This window comes from Wolbachia endosymbiont (group B) of Rhopobota naevana, from assembly GCF_947250615.1.
In the GTDB taxonomy this organism is placed as follows: Bacteria; Pseudomonadota; Alphaproteobacteria; order Rickettsiales; family Anaplasmataceae; genus Wolbachia.
Map to the genome: position 1 here is coordinate 1,506,416 of NZ_OX366333.1, position 22,209 is coordinate 1,528,624.

The 22,209-nt window shown below is 34.4% G+C and carries 15 protein-coding genes and 1 other RNA gene; 6 read left to right on the top strand and 10 right to left on the bottom strand.

The window, feature by feature from the left end:
• The first annotated feature begins 80 nt into the window (after window positions 1-80).
• Window positions 81-851, top strand: coding sequence for a response regulator transcription factor (locus OOL01_RS07275; RefSeq protein ID WP_010406882.1), 771 nt, complete (start codon window positions 81-83; stop codon window positions 849-851).
• A 355-nt stretch (window positions 852-1,206) separates the two neighbouring features.
• On the opposite strand, the gene rnpB is transcribed toward OOL01_RS07275, so the two are convergent.
• Window positions 1,207-1,556: RNase P RNA component class A (rnpB, locus tag OOL01_RS07280), an RNA gene on the bottom strand.
• Window positions 1,557-1,713: 157 nt separating this feature from the next.
• Window positions 1,714-3,951, bottom strand: coding sequence for a hypothetical protein (locus tag OOL01_RS07285; RefSeq protein WP_264686696.1), 2,238 nt, complete (start codon window positions 3,949-3,951; stop codon window positions 1,714-1,716).
• 589 nt (window positions 3,952-4,540) lie between these two features.
• Between OOL01_RS07285 and OOL01_RS07290 the strand changes: the two genes are divergently transcribed.
• The 4 genes from OOL01_RS07290 (at window position 4,541) to OOL01_RS07305 (ending at window position 8,836) form a co-directional block, all read left to right on the top strand.
• Complete coding sequence (locus tag OOL01_RS07290) at window positions 4,541-6,604, top strand: ankyrin repeat domain-containing protein (RefSeq protein ID WP_264686697.1); 2,064 nt, start codon at window positions 4,541-4,543, stop codon at window positions 6,602-6,604.
• A 97-nt stretch (window positions 6,605-6,701) separates the two neighbouring features.
• The gene (gene nuoE / locus OOL01_RS07295) at window positions 6,702-7,202 is read left to right on the top strand and encodes an NADH-quinone oxidoreductase subunit NuoE (RefSeq protein WP_264686698.1); all 501 of its coding nucleotides are present in this window, start codon (window positions 6,702-6,704) and stop codon (window positions 7,200-7,202) included.
• Entirely contained in the window at window positions 7,203-8,414 is a 1,212-nt protein-coding gene (gene tgt, locus OOL01_RS07300) for a tRNA guanosine(34) transglycosylase Tgt (RefSeq protein WP_254229541.1), read from the top strand.
• A gap of 104 nt (window positions 8,415-8,518) precedes the next feature.
• Window positions 8,519-8,836, top strand: coding sequence for a WD_0736 family protein (locus OOL01_RS07305; protein ID WP_010402415.1), 318 nt, complete (start codon window positions 8,519-8,521; stop codon window positions 8,834-8,836).
• On the opposite strand, the gene OOL01_RS07310 is transcribed toward OOL01_RS07305, so the two are convergent.
• A complete protein-coding gene (locus OOL01_RS07310; RefSeq protein ID WP_264686699.1) occupies window positions 8,833-10,107 on the bottom strand; it encodes a M16 family metallopeptidase in 1,275 nt (424 codons plus the stop codon). The genes OOL01_RS07305 and OOL01_RS07310 overlap by 4 nt on opposite strands.
• A gap of 1 nt (window position 10,108) precedes the next feature.
• On the bottom strand, window positions 10,109-10,717 hold the full coding sequence (locus tag OOL01_RS07315; protein WP_264375731.1) for a superoxide dismutase: 609 nt from the start codon (window positions 10,715-10,717) through the stop codon (window positions 10,109-10,111).
• A gap of 134 nt (window positions 10,718-10,851) precedes the next feature.
• On the opposite strand from OOL01_RS07315, the gene OOL01_RS07320 reads away from it, so the two are divergent.
• On the top strand, window positions 10,852-11,385 hold the full coding sequence (locus OOL01_RS07320; protein WP_264686700.1) for a hypothetical protein: 534 nt from the start codon (window positions 10,852-10,854) through the stop codon (window positions 11,383-11,385).
• Between the two features lie 553 nt (window positions 11,386-11,938).
• Here the strand turns inward: OOL01_RS07320 and OOL01_RS07325 are convergent.
• The 6 genes from OOL01_RS07325 to OOL01_RS07350 form a co-directional block, all read right to left on the bottom strand.
• Complete coding sequence (locus tag OOL01_RS07325) at window positions 11,939-12,085, bottom strand: hypothetical protein (protein WP_164819305.1); 147 nt, start codon at window positions 12,083-12,085, stop codon at window positions 11,939-11,941.
• Between the two features lie 87 nt (window positions 12,086-12,172).
• Window positions 12,173-12,721, bottom strand: coding sequence for a 16S rRNA (guanine(966)-N(2))-methyltransferase RsmD (rsmD, locus tag OOL01_RS07330; protein ID WP_010402438.1), 549 nt, complete (start codon window positions 12,719-12,721; stop codon window positions 12,173-12,175).
• 104 nt (window positions 12,722-12,825) lie between these two features.
• Window positions 12,826-13,455, bottom strand: coding sequence for a WD_0853 family protein (locus OOL01_RS07335; protein WP_064085846.1), 630 nt, complete (start codon window positions 13,453-13,455; stop codon window positions 12,826-12,828).
• Complete coding sequence (locus OOL01_RS07340) at window positions 13,439-16,690, bottom strand: TrbL/VirB6 family protein (protein ID WP_264686701.1); 3,252 nt, start codon at window positions 16,688-16,690, stop codon at window positions 13,439-13,441. The genes OOL01_RS07335 and OOL01_RS07340 overlap by 17 nt, the downstream gene beginning before the upstream one ends.
• A gap of 81 nt (window positions 16,691-16,771) precedes the next feature.
• Window positions 16,772-19,678 (bottom strand): TrbL/VirB6 family protein, encoded by a 2,907-nt coding sequence (locus tag OOL01_RS07345; protein WP_264686702.1) that lies wholly within the window; start codon window positions 19,676-19,678, stop codon window positions 16,772-16,774.
• The gene (locus OOL01_RS07350) at window positions 19,675-22,206 is read right to left on the bottom strand and encodes a TrbL/VirB6 family protein (protein ID WP_264686703.1); all 2,532 of its coding nucleotides are present in this window, start codon (window positions 22,204-22,206) and stop codon (window positions 19,675-19,677) included. The genes OOL01_RS07345 and OOL01_RS07350 overlap by 4 nt, the downstream gene beginning before the upstream one ends.
• Window positions 22,207-22,209 lie beyond the last annotated feature (3 nt).

Below are 22,209 nucleotides of genomic sequence, written 5' to 3' on the forward strand. Positions count from 1 at the left end.
TCATTAATAAAAATTTGATTTGTTACTTTCCTTGGTTATATATATTACTAAAATTATAAATTATTTATGGGGTGTAAAATATGCGTATATTATTAATTGAAGATGATCAAGTAAGTGCAAGGACTGTAGTTAATGCCTTAACTTCTGATGGACATTTTTGCGACGTTGTTACTTCTGCACAAGATTATAACAATAATATGGTTTCCTCGGGTGGAGACTGTTACGATCTAGTTATTCTAGATATACACCTGCCTGGTGATATTGATGGATATGATATACTGTTAAGATTAAGAAGTGCAAAAATCAAAGTTCCTGTTTTAATACTTTCGTGTATCTCCGCTGCCAACCATAAAGCTAAAGGACTTGGGTATGGTGCCGACGATTACTTAACCAAGCCATTTCACAAGAGCGAATTATTAGCTCGAATTAAGGCCATAGTCCGACGTACTAAAGGCCATCCCGAATCAGTGATAAAGATTGGTAATATGAATATCAATTTTGATCACAGGATTGTTGAGGTAAAAGGCAAAACAGTTCACCTTACTAACAAAGAGTATTCCATGATAGAATTGCTGGCATTGCGTAAAGGAGCAGTGTTGACAAAAGAAATGTTTTTAAACCATCTTTACAATGGCTTGGACGAACCTTCAGACAACAAAATAGTTGATGTTTTTATGTGTAAATTACGTAAAAAACTTGAAAGTGCAAATGATGGAATAAGCCACATAGAAACCGTTTGGGGTAGAGGATATGTTCTAAAAGAGTATGTTGACGATGAAGAATACTCTAGTGTTAATATAAGCGAAAGCAGTAGTGACTATCAAGCAGAACAAGTGAAGGACAACGCATGAAATGCTTTATTCACCCATTCATTGAAGCAACAAAATAGGTAGATGAAATAAGATAAAAACCAATCGTAAAAGTGAGGTAACATGGTTAGTCTTTTAGAACTTTACAAAGACTTGCAGCAAAAAATAGAAAAGTTGGAAGCTAAGCTAAAAAGTTATAGGTAAGAAAATAAGGTTTTAGAGATAGAGAATGACGAGTTAAAGGAAAAGCTCGGTTAAAATTCAAGCTTTGTTAAGTTCAAAAGGAAATAAAAAAAGAGATAAGCCAAGAAGTAAAAGGAATATAGGTGGTCAAATTGAGCGTACAGGATATGTGAAATGTTTGATACATTTACATAGTATGGCTGACATTCATGCATTGCCTAGGTGAAATATAAGCCGAGTTCTGTTTATGTAGCTATTTATCTGGAGTAAATGTTACCATTTACTTCATGCGATTTACCCGAGTAGATATGAGAAAAACATAAAATCTACTTCTATTTAATCTTGCTCCTAGTGTTGGTTACTTGACTACCAATGTTGCCATTGTTATGGTGCGCTCTTACCACACCTTTTCACCCTTGCCTAATAATATTTTAGGCGGTAATTTTCTGTAGCCCTATAACTGGAGTTACCTCCGGCGGGCGTTACCCGTCACTACCTTTTCTTGGAGCTCGGACTTTCCTCTGCTGTGTTTATCACACAACAGCAGCTACTTATTTCACCTAGAAATTATACTTTAACATTAAAATCACAAAAGCAAAAGAAAATTTCCTAACAGTCTACATACTAAAAACATTCAGACAAATAGCTAAAGGTGATATTCCGGTACATCATCGCTATCCCAAGATAAGCTTTTTTCACTTTTAGACTCTAGCTCAGTCAGTCAAGATCCTGGTCCACCGCTTGAAGACGATGAGCTACTTCTTGACCGACTACTACTCTCCACCGATATACTGTTTAGCACTGTTTCAGATTGATCCATAGTTCGCATAGATATATGTCTCATTCTGTTATTAGCGATAAAAATTTCTTCATCGCTATTGCCACTTGAAGATGATCGCCTTCTATCATTGAAATTAGTTAGTTCTAACACAGGGACAGAATTACGACCCTTAACATATTTGTATGCTATGAATCCTATAATTCCAGCAATACTTATTATCGCTCCAACCAAAGACCCACCTATCATTCCTGCCCTATTAGACTCTATAGCAAGCTGAGCGGGCTGTGGTGAAGGAGTAGTTTGAGGAAGTAAAGTTGTAGTGAACAGAGGAGTTGTTGCTTTTGTTCTAGTACTTGGGATAATGGACAATGTTTGTATAGTTTTCTCTGAGTTTGTTGTTGGCGCATTAGTTGGCATTGTAGTAATCATAGTTGCTTGTGAAGTCGCAATAGTTTCAGCTACTGTCGTTGGTTCTGATGACGTACTCATCTTAGTTGTTAATTCTGTTAAAGGCTTACTCATCGTAGTACTGCTTGCTGTAAAAGTTGACTCAACAGTCGCTGCTGTAGATTTTACAGTACTTGTCTCAGTTTCTGAAGTTACTATCGGTGCACTAGTTGACGTTGTAGCAACTGTGGTCGCTTGTGGAGTAGTAGTTGTTTTTGCTACTGTTGTTGGCCCCACTGTTACTGTACTTGTTTGAATTGTTGACTCTGTTGAAGGCCTACTCGTTGTAGAAGTAGGTGCAGTGGTAGTTGATGCTACTGTTGTTGACTCCACTGTTACTGTACTTGCCTGAGTTGTTGACTCTGTTGAAGATTTACTCATTGTGGAAGTTGGTACAATGATAGTTGATGCTTCTGTTGTTAATTTGGTAGTCTTTACAGTGTCGGTTTCTGTTGTGCTAGTAATTGCAGCAGTCGTCGTTTTCTTAGAAGTCACAACCGTCTCTGTAACAGTTATAGGAGCCACAGTACTGCTGGAAATAATACTAGGCATCAATTGGCCGTTAATGATATTAACAAAATCACTGAGAGCTTTGATACTGCTTGTCGGTATTATCGTTGCTTCAGAAGATTTTCCAGAGCTCTCTCTATTAAAAGTTATAATACTCTCTCCACTTACCGCAGTGACGATAAAACCTCCTTGGCCATTGTCTTTAACATACAATTGTTCTATAGGATCTTCACATTCACAAACAGTAAAATTTGATTTTGGTCCTTTCTTAGCAAGGCTTACTAAATGCAATTCTTGCGTATTAGAAGATTGTTTTTTTGCAAGAAAAGCAACTAAATCATCACCTCCAGTTCTTCTTACATACTGTAAAAAGTTTATTTTTCCTGGATTAGAGATAATAAATGATGCTTTATCTATTTGACAATTTTTCTTAAGCAAACATTCATCTTTCTTTCCATTTTTTAGATCCTTAACCACTTTAGCCATATCGAACTTAAAAATATTTGTTCTTGCTTCTGGCTTCCCAATAATCTCTTTGCTCATCTGCGCATAAAGCATCGTATTTTCATCTAGTACTAATTGCCCTGGATTATCAAATTTGAATAATTTCCTTTCTGTGATGCCGCTTTTTCCAGGTAAAGCCCTAAATTTTCCATTTGTGTCTGATTGTAAATACCAAGAAACTAAAGCTTGATCCTTTAAGTTATGAGCAATTACAACAACATTACCATTACCAACTTTTACTGCTTTTGGTTGAAAATAACTATTGCCTTCATTTGCAAGACTATTTATATCAATGTTCTTGTATAATTTTACTTTTCCTACGTATTCAACTAAGGGAATATTAGTTGAATGCTTGATTTCGTAGGTGTTGAATGTTAAGCCTTTGATGCACTTTTCTTTTTTGTTAATTTCTTCTGTAGGAAAGATAATTCCAACTTTATCTATTTCAGCTGAATTTTCTATTAGTGTGGGAGATAATTGGCCCTTGAATTCATTTGCTACGTTGACACATGTATCACACTCGTATGTTTTCGATTGATATAATGGACTAATAAGTAACTTTACTCTACTGCTTCCATTGCCGTTATCTTGATAGCTGAGTCCATAAGTAACTCCATTTCCTTCAATCAACCCTACGTTTACTGGGTTAAAACCTATCGCTTCTTTAACTTTCAGTGTAGTTGTATTAACTCTAAATAATCTACTTAATATAGACATAATTATATTTAAAATTTTAATAAAACGCTATTATGATTATTTCTATATGTAACGTCAATAAAATTTTAACTAAAATTAAGAAATTAATTTTTAAGTGCTCTAAGATAATACGCTAATAAACCCAGATTTCCCATAGACAATATGTTTCCTTTGAAACCATATAATAAATTTAGCAGCTTGTTGACAACAGAAATTCCTTTACAAATCCCCCAAATACCCTTACCATGACATCAAGGGTATTTATGACTCAAAACTTGTTTTTGATCTGCAGGCTCAATGACAAAATTCAGTAAAAAACTCAGGGTATTTATTGGCGAATTACATAAAATTATAGTGGCTTTTTTTATTTTTTCTACATTCAGCCAAAATCCGCTTAAAATAAGCGTTAGAACATTATTACAATGCCAATTTACATTATAAAACTCACTACTAGGGGATTCTTTTGCCTTTTTTCCATCCGGTTAATTTCTTAATGTTTATAATCCCGCTACGTGTTAGTGATATAACTATACAAGAAGTAGTAGAAAGCTAGCTTGCATTAGCTTTATTTGTTATAATTACATTCGGTTTTATAAAGTGAGGAGTAAATATGCCAGAAGTTACTGGGGAAGATTCTAATAAGGAAAGTAGAATAGAAAACGAGCTACAACAGGATTATGAATATGAATTGATTAAAAGTTTATTCATGTTTCCTGATAGGCGTCATTTGGTAGATATTGCTGAAGCTACAAAAGGCTCGTTTGATAATTTAATGTGTGCGTGGCTTGTTACAACTGAGTTGACAGACAGTCAAGAAGAGTTAGATGAGGAATTGCTATCTATTTTTAGTGCAATGAGATCTTTGAGTGCAGGAGATAGTTACCGACAACTTCAAAAGTTTTTATTAAATAATAAAGATAATCAAGATCTAAAAACCGTTCTTAATTGTGAAAGGGGAGAGTCTAGTTTGACGATATTGCACATAATATCAAGTATGGCTTGGACAAGAAAACAATATGATTGTGCCGTAAGTTTGCTTTTAGAAGCAGGAGCTGACCCTAATATCAAGAATGATAAAGGAAGGACACCATTACACTATGCTACTGGACCTTATAGTATAGCTGCTCTCTTAGAAAAGGGAGCTGACCTTAATGCAGAAGATAATGAAAAAAAAACGCCTTTGCATCATGTTGCTAGTGTTGGTTGTTCTGAAGGCGTAGTTTTACTCTTAGAGAAAGGAGCTATTTCTGATCAAGGTGATAAACAAGGAAAAACTCCTCTGCAAGTTGCACGTGATAATCATCATGAACATATTGAAAAGTACTTTGTGACTTATAAGCGAGAGAAGTTGAGTGATAAGTTACGCTCTATAATGGAAACAAAAGACTGGTTCGAAGATGGTTCAGGTTACGTTTTAACTAAGAGACAGGGGGGCTTGAGAAGAAAGTTGTTGGATATAGTAAATAACTCAGAAGGTGATTCAGTTGTTGAAGATCTACAAGAATTCTTAGATGATTTTGGGAATGATCAAGATCTAAGAATGGTTTTGAATCTTCGAAGTAATGAAGGAGAGTTGCAGGTGCATCAACATGCTAAAAATCTTGATTCTTTTGCTCGTTCAGGTACTGATGAAAGAGCAAATAAATTTGAAGTAAAAAGATTACTTTTGAAAGCAGATGCAATCAATTTACAATGGTCAAGTTATGATGAGAAGGAGTATTATTCTAGGGATTTATGGAGTAATTTACCACCGAATCGACAGATAAAGCTAAAAGAATTTTTAGATAAAGTTTCTAAAGCTCAAAATATGGATGAACTAGAAGGAGTTGTAAATGAGGCTATTCTCTCAGGAGGAAGGATTAATAGACGATTTTCTCAAGATAAGAAGCGTAATTTTACAGATTGTGTTATGGAAAGGATTGGTGAGTTAGGAAAGAATCCTGAAGTTGCAAGCAAGATAGTATGCAAGTTAGTATCAATAGGGGCAGTGTTATATAATAAAGATAATATGAAAGTAATTGATACACTAGAATCTGAATTTAAAGAGCACAAAGAAAATATGATAGAAGCTTATCTAGATTATCTAGAGAGTACCCTAGATTTTATGGAAGTTATAAAAGGAGCAGTTATTAATGGTATGGTAAAGAATGCAAAAATAGATAACACTACTTTATGCTCGGAATATTCCGAAGATAGTATAATAAATGTTGCAAGGCTCACAGAAAAAGCTAGTGAGTTAAGGCGAGCTCAGGGAAACATAGACTATGAAAGAGATATAATAAAGATTGGTAAAAGTGAGGTAGCAATTATAACAAAGAATGGTATAAGGAATTACACCAATCTTGCGGACGATAGTGATATAGTGTTGACTTTCCCTACCACTAAGGGAGAGTTAGACGTTAGGTTATATCCTGATAAGCAAAATAAAGACTGGATAAAGGTAGAAGTAAGAGATCAAGAGAGGTTGAAAGAATTAAAAGATTGTGGAGAAGAAATAGGAAAAAATTGCTTATTTGGTGGTTACTCAGTTTACAATGCTATTGAACGTGGGTACTTTGAAAGGCCTGCAGGAATTTTCCAGGGAGAAAGATTACAAAGTGGTGAAAAAGTTTCTCATGTAGATCAATTACAAAGTAAAAAAAATAATAAGGTACGTCAAATTGGATTATACTAAGCTTGGTTTACAGTAGGTCTTAGATTATGCAAGAAGTCTAATTGCAATTGTTAACTCTTCAAGTATAATTTGTTGAGATTTACATGAACCTTATTAGATGAAAGAGAAAGAAGAGCAGTTTAGTTTTACACCAGACAATCTTAGCAAAGCAAAAAAGTCTATAGAGATGTATCCTAAAGGTAGAGAAGGAAGCGCTGTTATGCCTTTACTGTATCTAGTACAAGAACAATGCGGATGGGTTTCTGAATCTGCCATGCGCTACGTTGCTGACATGCTTCATATTCCACATATTCGCGTATATGAAGTGGCAAATTTTTACACCATGTATAATTTAAAGCCAGTAGGTAAATATCTAATACAAGTTTGTAGAACAACTCCTTGCTGGTTATGCAATAGCGAGGAAGTTTTAAGTACCTTTAAAAAGAAGCTTGGAATCAATATCGGTGAAACCACTAAAGATAATCTATTTACTTTAAAGGAAGTTGAATGTCTTGGTGCATGTGTTAATGCCCCTGTTGCACAGATCAATAACGATTTTTATGAAAACCTCACTCCTGAAAAAGTGGAAAATATCATAGCAGAACTTTCAAGTAAATAGATGGAAAAGTTCTCGTTTAGGATAACCAAGCAATCAGGTTCTGCAAGAGTTGGAACGATCAAAACTCCAAATGGAAGTATAGAAACACCAGCATTTATATTTTGTGCAACCAAAGCTGCTATTAAAGCTGCAGATATCGAGAGAATCAGAGAAGCAGGTACTCAGATAATACTTTCCAACACCTATCACCTAATGCTCCAACCGGGAGAGGATACTGTGGCAAAGCTTGGTGGCTTGCACAAGATGATGGGATGGAGTGGGCCAATGCTCACTGATTCTGGTGGATACCAGATATTTAGTTTAGGACACGGATCAGTTTCAGAAGAGATAAAGGGAGTAAGACAGAAACAAAAAACTCTGATCAAAATTAACGAGGATGGGGCAATTTTTCGTTCTTACATAAATGGTAAAACTTATTGTCTAACTCCTGAAAAGTCGATACAAATTCAACAAAAATTAGGTGCAGATTTAATCTTAGTTTTAGATGAATGTACTCCATTTCACGTCAGCAAGGAGTACACAAGGAAATCGATGCTCATGAGCCATAGATGGGCTGAACGTTCTTTAAATGAATTTGAAAAAAATAATAATGGCAAACAGGTGCTTTATGGAATTAGTCAAGGCGGAGTGTATCAAGATTTGCGTAGAGAAAGTTGTGATTTTATCAACGATTTGCCATTTTTTGGTCAAGCAATAGGTGGATCACTTGGTCAAAGTAAAGAGCAGATGTATGATGTAGTTTCCTTTACTATGGAACATTTAAAAAAAGATAGGCCTACTCATTTGCTTGGTATTGGTGGAATTGTAGACATTTTTCGTGGAGTAGAGCTTGGAGTTGATACATTTGATTGCGTGCATCCAACTCGCCTCGCAAGACATGGTGGCGCGCTTGTTAAAGTAAAAAATAGAGATTCTATTTCTTCAAAGTGCAAAGAGCATATTAATTTGCGAAATCAACGATTCGAACTAGATGATAACCCAATTGAGAGTGATTGTTTGTGCTTTACCTGCAGAAAACATTCAAGAGCTTATATACACCATCTACTGAAAGCTAAAGAGTTGCTGGCTTATACACTCGTTACCATTCACAATGTTTTCTTCATGAATAAGTTGATGGAATCAATAAGACAAGCAATATTGAATGATAGGCTAGATCAGGAAAAAAATAATTGGATTAGTGAAATACCGCTGCATTGTGAATTATATACCTAGTTCATATTTTGCACATGTGCGTTGCATTTTTTAATCTTCTTTAAAAACTTGACAGTACATTATATATACGGATATACTAGAAATATAATTTTTGTGAGGCATTTATGGTTAAAAATAAAGAAAAACATCAAATAGCGTTTTGCGTTTCAGCCTTTACACTCTTAGCTGGTTTATCATTAATCGCAACTGGAATTGCAGTGGGTACCGTACCTGCTATAGCTTCTTGTTTAGTGATAGGAGGAATTTTAACTGCCTTGTCTATTGTGCAATCAGTAGAAAGCTATTTATTTTTACAAAACAGCGAAAAAACTTTCAATAAAATGATTAGTGGTATATGCGATGAACCAGAAAGCAAACTTTTTATAGAAAGGATTTTGCAACCATTCATTGAACTTTTTAGTGAGCATAAGCAACATAATTAAAGTACACTAAGCATAGAAACCACTTTATCGTAACTTGGCAATGAATTAATTTCTCCAATCGCAGCTAAAGTAATTCTTTCATGCTGAGATAGCAATTCTTCTGCTGCTTTTTTTATATCGTAAATAGTAACAGCACTAATTTTTTCTATTAATTCGTTTTTACTGATGTATTTATTATAGTTACCGTAGTAGTGTCCTAACGTTTCAGCACGCGAGCTAACACTTTCGCGTGACATTAAAATTTGAGATTTTACTCGTTCTTTTACTCTATTTACTTCTTCTTCCTTTAAATCATCTGTAGACAATTTCTTCAGCTCTGTCGTTATAGCTTTCAAAAGCTTATCTAGATTACTACTATCTGTACCAGCAAAAATCGAAAGCATTCCTGTATCAGCATAGCTAGAGTTGAATGAGTAAATGGAGTAAGCAAGCCCCTGCTTTTCTCTTACTTCCTGGAATAGGCGTGATGACATTCCACTTCCCAGTATAGAATCAAGCACTTTAAATGTGTGATATTTATTATCATCACGAGAAACACTAGGTAGCCCAATTAATAAATGTACTTGATCTAATTTACGATGCTCTAGATATTTGCCACCGGTATAACTTGCATTCTCGCTTTTTTTCAGCTCTTTTGAATGAATCTTTGAGAGAAAGTCTTTGATTAATTGAACAACCTCCTCATGTTCAACATTTCCTGCAACAGCAAATATAATGTTCTCGCCAAAGTAATGCTCATTTATGTAGTTATCTAGATTAGCTCGAGTAAAAGATTTGACAGTATCTTGCGTACCCAAGATTGACCTACCAAATGGTTGATCTTTATAAGCTGCTTCAAAATACTTATCAAAAATGATATCGCTCGGTGAATCATTAGTTTGAAAAATCTCTTGTATTACAACACCCTTTTCGCGTTCCAATTCATCCTCTGGAAATGTAGAATTCATTAATATATCTATTAATATATCAATGCCAGTTTTTATATCTTTTTTAAGAACCTTTGCATAATAACTGGTGCTTTCTCTACCGGTGCAGGCATTGAAGGCTCCACCTATGTCGTCAAAAGCTTTTGCAATTTCAAAAGCAGTTCTTGTCTTTGTTCCTTTGAAAGCCATGTGCTCTAGGAAATGAGATATTCCATTTTGACTTGCACTTTCAGCTCTACTGCCAACACCAACTCGTATATTTAAAGCTACGGAATCAACTTCATGCACTCGCTCAGTTATTATGCGCAGACCATTATCTAGTTTTGTTACTTGTGGTATATTCATCTTATATATTCTTCTTTAAATTCTCTTCTACAAAATCCCAATTGATCAAATGATCAAGAAAAACTTTTATGTAGTCAATTCTGCGATTTTGGCAATCCAAATAGTATGCATGCTCCCATACATCCATAGTAAGTAGTGGCACCTGGCCATAAATTAGCGGTAGATCCGCATTTGGAGTTTTAGTGATTTTGAGTTTTCCTTTTTCAAGTACTAACCACACCCATCCACTGCCAAATTGGCTTACTCCATAATTTGAAAATTCTTCACAAAATTTGTCAAAGCCACCAATATCATCTTGAATTTTTTTTGCTAGAAGACCATCATCTTTAGGCTCACCACCACCATTTTTTTTCATTGAATTCCAATAAAAAGTGTGATTCCAAACTTGTGCTGCATTGTTAAAAATAGGAACTGTATTATTATTTCCATGAACTTTCGTTACTAATTCCTCAATTTCCATATGTTGATAATCTGTGTTTTCAACCAGTTCGTTGAGTTTATTTAAATATCCCTTATGGTGCTTGTCATAATGAAAATTCAATGTATTTGCAGATATGTAAGGTTCTAAAGCTGCTTTATCATATGGCAGCTCAGGTAAAGTAAAACTCATGCTGACCTCTTTATTTTCGATGGTATGGTAATATGTGCTTTTGCGCAACACATAATTTAGTGATGTTTGTTGCAGTTATTCTAAAATAATCTATACTGATAAGGTAACTATTTTTTTATTTTTAGAGGGTTAATATGCCAAGTTCATATAGTAATTTTAAGAAATATGTTAAATTCGGAGATGTTCCTACCAAAAGTGTTGGATGTAACAAAATTCCACAAAATAGTTTCTATAAATCCGTTTACCTTATCAACAGTGTTGTTGGGCCAGTGAAAAATGTAGCTCTTGGTAGTTACAAAAAAAATCTTTCTATGATTGGGATTATTACTTTTGCGTTAGCTAGTGTAATTCTGCAACCTTTATATCTAGCATTGGCGTATTTGTCATACTGGCCGGCAAAAGGATTAGCGAAAGTAGTAGATAGTTTTGATCTTAAGCGTAACACAAAATCGTTAATAGATTATTCATCCATGTTGTCATGTAAGGCATGGGACCATAGTAGTGCATTATCTAAATTTGTTAATGCAGTTTTGAATTATGCTGTTAGTGCTGTTATCTGGGCTGCTGCGCTCGTTGTTACACCACTCGTTTGGACTATTGATAAAGTGGCAAGTAAATTTAGTGATGCAAAAAGTGAAGGTGTTGGTAGTCCTTCTTTTTCAAAATAGATAGCCTACCAAGTACATGTGAAACCATTGTATCTGTGTGGCAAAATAAAGTAGACGAGATAAAGACACCTATAGAAGCAAGAGGATGTCATGCAAGTAGCTGACACTGGCATCCCGATAGAATGTTGGGGAGTGTTAAATAAACTGTGTCAAACCTCCATTTTATCAATTTATTACTTTACTTCTCGGTTTGACACAGTTTATTTAACACTCCCTTTCGAGCAAGTTCTTTCAATCGAAACACTATATGTACGTTATCATCGTCAATTTCAATGCGTTGAACTAACTTTCTTATTATATCAAGTTTAGTTTCATAGTCTGCTTGATTAAGCTCTCTCAGAGGAAAAACTTTCTACACTGTTTGTGATAAAATCTAATTCTCTCTGTAGACTCTTTTCATCGATAGCTTCTTCCCTTTGATCTCTGATTCCTTTAACTCCTTTTCCATGCTCTCAACTTCTAAGTCATACTTTTCCTTCGTTATATGACCCCTTGCATATACATAAGCTAATTTTTCTATACCTTGTTCTATTTTACTTGCACGCTTTTCAAGTTAATCCTTTGCTTGCGTACTTTCATGTTTTACGAGTCTGAGCTGATATTCCTTAGTCATTGCCTCTGGTTCTTTGAGTACCATCTTCATTTCTTTCCATACTGCTTCTTCTAGTATATCAACTCGTATTGATTTGCTGTTACACACCCTATTCCCAACAAAACGAATTGATTTTTTCTTTCAGTCCTCGGAAAAATCTTACTTAGCTTAGCTATAGATGTTTACAAAAGAAATTCAAGTGAGTGAAGAAAGAAAAATTATTTTTGCAATACCGTAGGTACGCTCCACAATTATATTGAAGTTTTTATTGCACTCAAAACCTTCATTTTTCCTCATTTCTAGAATTATTAACGCATTATCATTTAACCAGCCTGAGTGAGCTAACTCGTCTAAAGTTGAGTTAAACAGATTGATATTATAAGGTGGATCCATAAAAACTATATCGCACTTTGAAATAGGTCTTGGTAATCCGTTAGCATTGCAACAAATTAACGTGATATCGCTCGTAATTCCAAAATCTTCTGCTGTTTTTTTAGGCAGTTGCAAATTGTAATAATCTGAATCTACCATGAATGCATGTTTAGCACCTCGAGAAAGTGCTTCAAATGAAAAAGAGCCACTTCCGCAGAATAAATCAAGTACATTTAGGTTATAAATAGGTTTTCTTGAAGAAAGTATACTAAATATTGCTTCTCGGACACTACTCATAGTGGGCCGTGCAGCTAAATTCTTGCCTGTAGTTATTTTTCTTCCACGATATTTACCCGCAATAACACGTAACATATAAAACAAGTTCGAAGTTAACTAATTATTTATAATACACATTTAATGTCAACATAGCTTCAGCAGTCTAATAGAAAGAAGGTTGCTTGTGGAGGAACGCAAGATCAATCGCTTTTCTTTGATTTATTTTCTATACTGATTGCACGACCAATCTCGTCTTGTAAATCATCATGGTTGTTTTTTTCATCATGACCCATCCCTTCAATTCTACTTTCTAACTCTAACTTAATTAAAGTATTGATTTTCTCTATACTATCGAGGAAATTGTGACACTCTTCATCACTATATTCCTCACCAGATGCTTTTTTTTCTATAAATAGACTTTTGAACCCTATTAGATCAGAACTCTGATCGGCATTCAACACAATATTTCTCTCTATAAAACTAAGATCTGATAGTAACAAACTAACCTCTAATAGATCTTCACTTTCAATGTTTGCAAGATTATCAAGATCGTCTAAAATAGAGAACATCTTAAGCTCCTTCTGTGCAATTTCTTTGTCTTCTTTGTCAAATTCTGACGATAGCCCTTTATCATCTATAAGTCTCTCATTCAGAGCTTTATTTAGCTTTGAAAGACTAACATCACCTTGCTTAGTGCTATCTAGTAACAAATCTACCCTCGCTCTGCGCGCATTTAAAACATCATTGTAATCGTTTAACTTGATATTACCATCTTCGTCTTGCTGAAGACCATAATAACTTAGCCCTTTGAAATTACGATTCTTCATCATTCTCTATGTTCTCATTCCTTTCATTATCTTGACGCTCTCTATCTTCTCCGGCACGTATAGCTTCTGTAGTGTTTTTTAGGGTTTCTGGTTCCGCACCTAATTTTCGATTTGATTGATTAGGCTTATTTTCTTTTGATGATTCATCTTCTTCTGGTTCTCTCTTGCGGCCAATAGTGTAGTCATGAAGCTTCTCAAGAAATTCCCGTCTATATGTTTTTGCTCTATAGAGTAGATTATGCTGGTAACCATCCTTTTCTCCTTTAGCAGGGTTAATTCCTATAGAGTCGAGACCATGTTCCCAAGTAAACTTCATAGCATCTTCTATTGTATAGCCCAAATGTGATCCTACATATCCTTTATAATATTCTAAATATTTATCAATTCTTCTATGTGCAATATCTTCTTTATCAATTCCAAACGCCCTGTAGATTTTTTCCTCAAGCTTATCAACATCATTTTTAGGTGATGTTGCAAATTTTGTTGCTTCAATAGTAGCACCTACAAGCTTACGTGGCACATTAATAGCATATTTCAGCACACCCCCAACTCCTGGTATTCTACCTAGCAAATTAGCTGTACCTCCAGCTAATCTGTCCGGTACATGAGTAGCCCAATTACCTAAAGACTCTAGCCCTCCACCAATTTTATCTTGCATCTGTTGTTTTAATCCCTGCATTAAACCAGTCACAGGTGATGCTTGATACATACTAGATATATTGTAAACACCAAACCCACCACCGGCAATGCTTGAGCCCATCTGTTGTACAAACTCCTTCAAAGAAAACATCAAAAACGAAAGCAAGAACAATACAAAGATCTCTCCTGCGTTGATTAAATAACCTCTCTGTATGTCTTGCACCCTTTGGTAATCACTATTTTCTTTATAATTTTTGCAATCCTCACAATCTTTACATTTCTGACAGTATTCACTGTTGGGATCCTTATATAAATCATGAAGTTTCAGTATTCTACAACCTTGTTTTTTTATCGCACTCCGCACTAAAGATCTTATTTCATTAATTATTTCCCTATAACTATTGCATTTATTTATATCTTGACAGTAGCGTTTTATTATTTCACTAACATCACCTATCCTTTTCTCTATATTGTTGATCAGTAATATAATGTCAGCCCTCTCTGATGCATGAGATAAACTATTTGTTAAGCGTACTAGATCTTTTGCACTACAGCCATTACTAACTATCATATCACTTTCCGCAATATAGTGGTCTGCTGGATTATCTTTAGTTCCAGGAATTGGATTAAAGAAAGGATAATCTATATAACGAAAACCTTTATTAATGTAATCTGGTGGAAGAGGGATATATCCAGCGCCACCAGTAAACTTTACTGTACCACCTATTCTGCTTAGTTTTTCTATACCTTCTATATTCTTATCTACGTTCAATGGAGAAGCCTCTCCAATAGCATAAGGTACAAAAATTTGCCCTGGAGTCCAGCTAAAGTATTCTTTATCAATTATACAAAAACCACCAAATACCCATTTTGGAGCACATAACTTTATTTCAAGCCATTTATTATAGCACACAGTAAAGCCTAACTGTTTATAAAAGGTATTCATTATCATCGCAGCAAGTAATGACAGCAGGGTAAATATCATAATTGATTGCAAACAGAAACTAATACAGAATTTTATCCAACCCTCAAATAGACTTTTCAGTGGTGAAAATAAAATAGAGATTAGGAATAGCGGCATTATAGCTACAAGAAAAGCTATACCCATAAAACCAGAAAGGAATATTATGTAAGCATACATACACAGCAGGAAATATAAGACAATCCCTATAAAAATTGCCGGTATCATAAGGAGACTTGCCCACATTTGATAATGTAAAAATGCTGCAAACTTTTTCCAAACAGAGTAAGCAAAAAACTTATTAAACATATCCTCCATGAAGCTAAACAATTTAGCTTCATTTCCTTGAGCAACGTTTGAATTACCTCCGGTGTTCATGTTGGGAGCAAAATTAGTAATTATGCTTATCAATTGTTCAAGACCTTTAACAAATAAAACAAGAAAATGATCATAGAAAAATCTAAAACTTCCAGGAGATATAAGCACTATTACTAGAGTGATTTTCATCATTCTGATGAGCATATCATGCTTAGTTTCTCTTATCATTCCAAAAAGATAAAGAAGCGATGAAATCACTATAAATAGAACAAGCAAGGAAAGAACAAAATTGTGAAAGCTCGTACTTTTTTCAGCTATATTTTGAAACATCGCTTGTGCAGCTGCAGGATCATTGCTATCAAAATGCTTTTTACAATTTTCGTTAATCAATAATACACATTTTAGATAGTTATAAACGTAATCAAAAAATCCAAAGTTACTTGGTTTCTGCACTCCGCTCAAAAATTCAAAAGAGTAGCCACCTGCATTATCTAGATAATATCTATCTAATATCTTTACATATATTTTCCATCCTTTTTCTAACCTCACCGTATTACAATTCCTGTCCTGTAATGTGGTGTTATCTCTGTCTAAAGTAAAAAGACCGCTCCCATTTTCTGCCATGGAGTTGTAACCTAGATGTACAGTAGGATATTGAGGATCGCGCATTAACTTTAGATTTTCGTTAGGATCACCTTTCCCCGTTTTAAACAAAAGATAAGCACCATGACCGTTGGTAAACCAACATGGAGCACCACGTGATACTGTATTTGCGCTATCATCTTCATTAATGCACTTGCACTTTACAGTGCAACTTGCTTTAGGCTTACTTGAAAATTTTTGCATGCTAGGTTTATAATCATTACAAACTAAGTGAAAGTCAGGCAGACTGTTGTCACCTTCCCCTCTTTCAAATTTGGTTGCATATTTTAACTGCTCCAAACTTTCCAAACTATAACTACTTTGAGATTTCTTCTTATTACTATTGCTCCAAGATGTCCATGCACCATTTACTCGTACTACTAAACTATCTCCATTGGTTTCAAGGCCGGTATCCTTCCACTTCACTACTTGATTAGGGTGAAAACCATAATTGATTTCTCCGGTTTCAGGATCAATAGGTTCTCCACTTTCACCTTCTGGAAAAAACGCATCATGACCGATTGGAAAATGAGCACCAACTGCAACCGGTTCAGGACCAAAATAATCAGCAGATATACATCTTGGAAAAGGCATATCATTCTTACTACAACCTGTAACCAGAACACAGATTACCAAAATTAATAACCTAAACCAACATTTGCCTAAGCGTGATTGCATACCTAAACTTTTTCCAATACAGAATAAATTTCTAAAACCTTACTTCAAATATCTTTTTAATTAGTTACTCCATATATCTCATCAATCTTCCTTGACTTGTCCTTTTGTTTTATCAGAATCCTTTTGCTTATCTGGCTGGCTTAGTGTTTCAGATTTGCTCATTTCTCTGCCAGCACTCCCTTTCCCATCTGCTTGCTTTGGTGTATCAGGCAATTTAGCTTCAATTTTGCTACGATCTTTACTCATTCCCTGCTTGATGTTATGTATCATATTTTGGGTTCTATCATCAAGGCCAACAGTTGACAGCATAGCTTGTGATGCGCTCCTAGAAATATGACTAACACTTTGAGCAACTCCATAACCAGAGCTGAACAACGCCTGCGCCATAGTTTCTGATATAGAAACAAAAGCTTCCATTGCACTAGCAATGATGAGATATATAAATGCCTGGATTAGATCTATAGGTAATGCTGCAAAGTGCCCACCAGCCCTTTCTCCAGTACTGAACGCAACATCAACACTAGTACCAGGACTATACCCAAGAGGTAATATTGATTTCATAAGACACAGATCATACGATAAAAAATTTACACTAATTAAGCATTGATAGCATGCAGAAAAATTTGTGAGGTTGTATAGAACTGAATACATTAACTGGTTTAAAAGAGACAAGGATGAAAATAAAATGACTGGTTGCAATGAAACATGAGCCAGCGTTTTTATCCAATTATCAAATAATGTTTTAGTTTGTTGAAATAGAATAAATACGATAAATAAAGGTGCTAATGACAATAAAAATGCCACTAAAACAGTAGATATTACATACTTAAACGTAGCACTAATAATGCATCTTAAAAACACAAAAGTAGCATAAAGTATTGCCAAAAATGCAATAAAGCCAAAAGGTCCTGATAGCATTAAAGACAAAAATTTCAGCCATGTTTCTCCTGTAAATAATACTCCCGCTGTTAAATCTAAGAATGCAAATTTTTTACCTCCTTCTCCTATATAGCCAGAAAAACTATCAACTAAATAAATGCTACCATCAACAAAAAGCCCAGACAAAGTTGTACCAAAGAATTCCCAACTTCTATCACTAAAAGCAAAAGCTATAAATGCTATTTTGAATATTCTTATAATAAAATCGAATTTACTTAATTGTATTGTTCCAAGCATATAGCCAACAACAGTAAATATAACGTATAGAATAAGCAAAGCTCTTATTCCTTGTAGAAGCCCCTTTCTATATCCTTCATATGGAATTTTAATTCCGTCTTCACCCCCGTCTGTTATGAAATCAAAAATCTTGTTTACAGTTGATGAAATAAAATCGTTTATTTTTCTTTTTAAAAATAAATTTACTGTGTATTTGTTATCTTCATAATATTTGCCTTCTTTGTCCGTAATATCATCTTTCTTTACGTTTTCTACATTAATACCAAAGTATATCTTTTTAGACTCTTTATCCTTTAAATGACTTCCATCTATTATGTAATAGTCTACATTATCCTCTGTTATTTTATCTAATTTCTTTACTTTTTTGAAATTATTAGTCTTTCGAGCAGATGGATCTTCTGGCGGGCTATCACCCAAGTACATATACAGTTTTTCACCACTATCGAAGTTACATGATCTAGTCACTGCAACATGATATCCACCTCTATGAAGAAAGTAATTGCCATTGCTTGCTATAGCAAGCATCACACTACTACCAGGTAGTATATCTTTTTCATCTATTTTATAATCATGATGTAATTTCAAAGAAAAATGTTCAAAATTATCACCAATTTGCGAACACACATTATCCCCTTTTGCACCCTTTCTCTCTGGAAAACATTGAATACCTTTAGCAGTATTCTGATTATTAAGATCGCCAACTTTTGCAACAAGAGCCTCAGCCCAAGAAATATCTTCTCTGTCCTCTTTGAAGTTTAATTTAGAATTTGATATTAAATTAATGTCAATCTGCTTAGAATCCCTCTTATTTTCTTCAATCTCTTTTAGTTCATCCTCAATACGTTTAAGGTGAGAATACATGTCACATGTATTTCTTTTATCATACTTCTCATACCTTATAGAAGAGACGCAATTCTCCCCTATACCTTTTGCGTTGTAACATATATTTTGATAGTAACAATTAAGCTCATAAGAGCTGTACTTGCTTCTCTCATTAAAATCACATTTTTTCCCATTACATAATTTATCCAGTCCTATTTTAGTTCGTCGTAAATCTAACAATGCACCATTTATCCATGAATTTTGAATATAATCCTTATTAAAATGTACCTTATTATCATATGGAGTGTAGCCATTACCAACTAGCACTCTTCTTTCTTCTATGTTCTCTTTATTAATCTTAGGAAATTCTACTTTAGTCCTCTTACCACTTTCTCCACAAAAGAACGTTCCTCCATTGAGCATGTCTTTTATTGTAGCTTTGTCTTTTTTATCATTTTCTTCAGCTCTATAGCAATTGTCATCAAAGCTGATACCTTTCCCTTCCGGATTGTCATAATTAATCGTTATCTCTCTGGGAACTAAGCTAAAGCTTAACTTATCACCAGGATTTGCTTTAATTCCAGTATCTACATAACGTCTATTGCTATAGAATTCATTATTTCCAAAGCCTATATCCCCACATATTTCTCGTTCATCAAGACTAGCATTATCAATTAACTTATTACTGTAATTTGGTATTAAATCATTAGCACAAAATACAGCGGGCACAAGTACTCTCTTTGGATTTTTCCCTTCTTTAAGAGGACAAAAATTTACTGACCCACCAAGAGTAAATTTGATTTTCTCATCCTTGCTAATTACTTGACCAGAATCAACCCAATGAATTTTAACTCCTTCGCCAGCTTCACGAACTGGAACATCTATACTGACACTAGTATTTCTGCTCTGCAGCCCAGGTTCAACACAATCCATTGTGCAGCCAGTAATTACAAGACATAGTATCAATAATAATGATTTTCTGCTCATCATTGATTTCCTGTGTTTGTCGGTATTTTAGGTGCTGATCTTTGAGCTGATTGTGGTATTTGAGGTCTTCGACTTGGTGTACCAGATTGCTGACCTGCTCTTCTTTGGATACTTTGTTCATCTAAACCTACTGTTCCCATTAAGCTTTGCTGATATTGCCTTCCTGGTTCGCTTGCCACATAAACACCAAACAACGAATCAGATATTGTTGAAGATGCCTCAACTAAAGCTTTCATAGCATGTCCCAAAATCACAAAAGCCATCATAGCGGTGATATTAGGTGCATGTTTGGAAGCATAACCATAAATAATACAAGGATTAAAAATCTTTAAGTTAAGATTAAGTATACATGTAGGGCAGACCTCAAAATTAAAGACCGAATACACAATATAATCCATAACCTGGCTTATTAATGATATAAAAATTAAAAGCACTACCGGATGAATTGCAAATCTTGCTAAATTTTTGACCCAATTGTGAAACATCTGTCTAGTATATCCAAATAGAAGGCAAATAATAAAAAGAGGCGCCAAGGAAAGCAATAATGCAACTATTGCTATAGATGTGATAAAAGAAAATAAGGCGTTAAACATCGATAAGCTCACTGTTATCAAACCCCAAATCACCAAGCAAAACGATACAATACCCAAAGGACCAGAGAATATAAGAGATACTATGAGTAACACTGAGTGTGCTGATAAAAACCTATTGAGCGGTAAATCAAGAAATTCAAAAACATTTGATGTTGTACCTCTGAAATTTGCTATTTCTATTAACTGTTTTGGAGCATTAACAAAAATAGAAAATGCATTGTTATAAAAAAAACTCCAACTGTTATCGTTCAGCAATTGGGTAATAACTCCTATCTTTACACATATAATTAAAAATTCATATGTAGAAGCATGAGACAATCCAAAAAAGTAATAAAGGGTATATAAAGTTATATATAACACTAATAACGACACTATTGTGGATCTGATAGTCTTTGTTCTATTTGACGCTACAAAACTTTGATAAAGAGACTTCACGGGACTAGATTCAGAGTGATTCCATTCTGAATTTTTATAACTGGAACCAAAAAATGCAATTTTTACTTTTTCATCAAAAAAATTATATATCGCACTAAAAGTTCTTACAGGTGGCTCTTTAGTTGTAAGGTTAATGCTAAACTGACCTTCATTTTTCTTATAATCACAGCCATGATCTCTTATTCCGTAATATATAGTGCCACTCTTGTCTTTTAGCTTTTCTTTTAATCTTTCCATATACTCAGTATTATGAACTTCACTGATATTCACAGGTATATCCCCCAGAATTTCACCAGGATTGTGCTCAGGAAACTTATCAGAAACATGTATATATAAGTTTTTTGCTAGACTATGGCTCTTTGTGACCCTTATATTATATCCCCCGTTACCAGCATTCTTTTCTTTAGCATTTTTAAGTGTAAATACTAACTCTGTACCCTTATCATAGTTTTCTTTTTTGATCTTATAATCAAAGTTAGTTCGTATACCATCACTCCTTACATATTTAAAACTTTCCTTTCCTCCTATCGACACCTTTAATGATGGAATGTAAGTCTTTATCCTCTTCATTTTCTTTTTTCTTATATCATCCACAGCTCCCTTGGTATTTTTTTCTGTATTTACTTTATCCTTTTCACCATCTGAACTATCGCTGTGTCCTTTAGCTATGTTGCTATCATCTAACACTCCCATTATACCATCTACAGCCTTCTTGATAGCTTCTTCCTTACTTACTTTTCCAACAGCTAGTTCGTTGGCAAGATTTTTAGCTACATTACGTTTATTGCCATCTATAGTATTAGATTCAATTTGCACACAATCTTGACTGGCATAATAACATGTATTCTCACACGCAAGATTTAAAAGGTACGTATCTATCTCAACTTTCTGACTGCTTGAAAGCCTCCTGCAGTCTATATTTTCTCCTTGTTTTATAGAATTAATGATATTTTCAATCTCCTTTTCATCTTGATCAGATTTTACAAAACTTGGATTCCAGTATTCTTTTCCATTCAACCATTTTGCGTTACCTATGATATATTTATTAGGGCATATTTCACCTTGACAATTCTCTTGATTTAAAACATGTGCAAAATACTCCGTCTCTCCTTCACCGCAACTCTCGTCAATTTTTTTATAGGTGACCGCGCCATTATCGTTTTTACACATTTTACTTCCAACAACACTAAAGCTTATCGCATCGCCATCTTTAAGCGCAAACGGTAATGTAACGTTTCCTACTCCAGGTTCAATTGCAAAATCTTTATATTGCGAACAAAAATTAACCTTATTAGGTACTATATTAATCTCTGTTACTTTTATTTTATCCGAAATATAAACTCCAGAATCAACCCATTTCTGCTCTGTTGACACTATATCCAATTTCTCACGCAAGCCTGATGAATCTTCTGGCTTAATACACCCGCACCCAGATAATAAAAAGAGTATCACAAAACTTATGCATAGCTTAACCAAGTTTTGGTTGCTCAAATGTTCAAACATCTG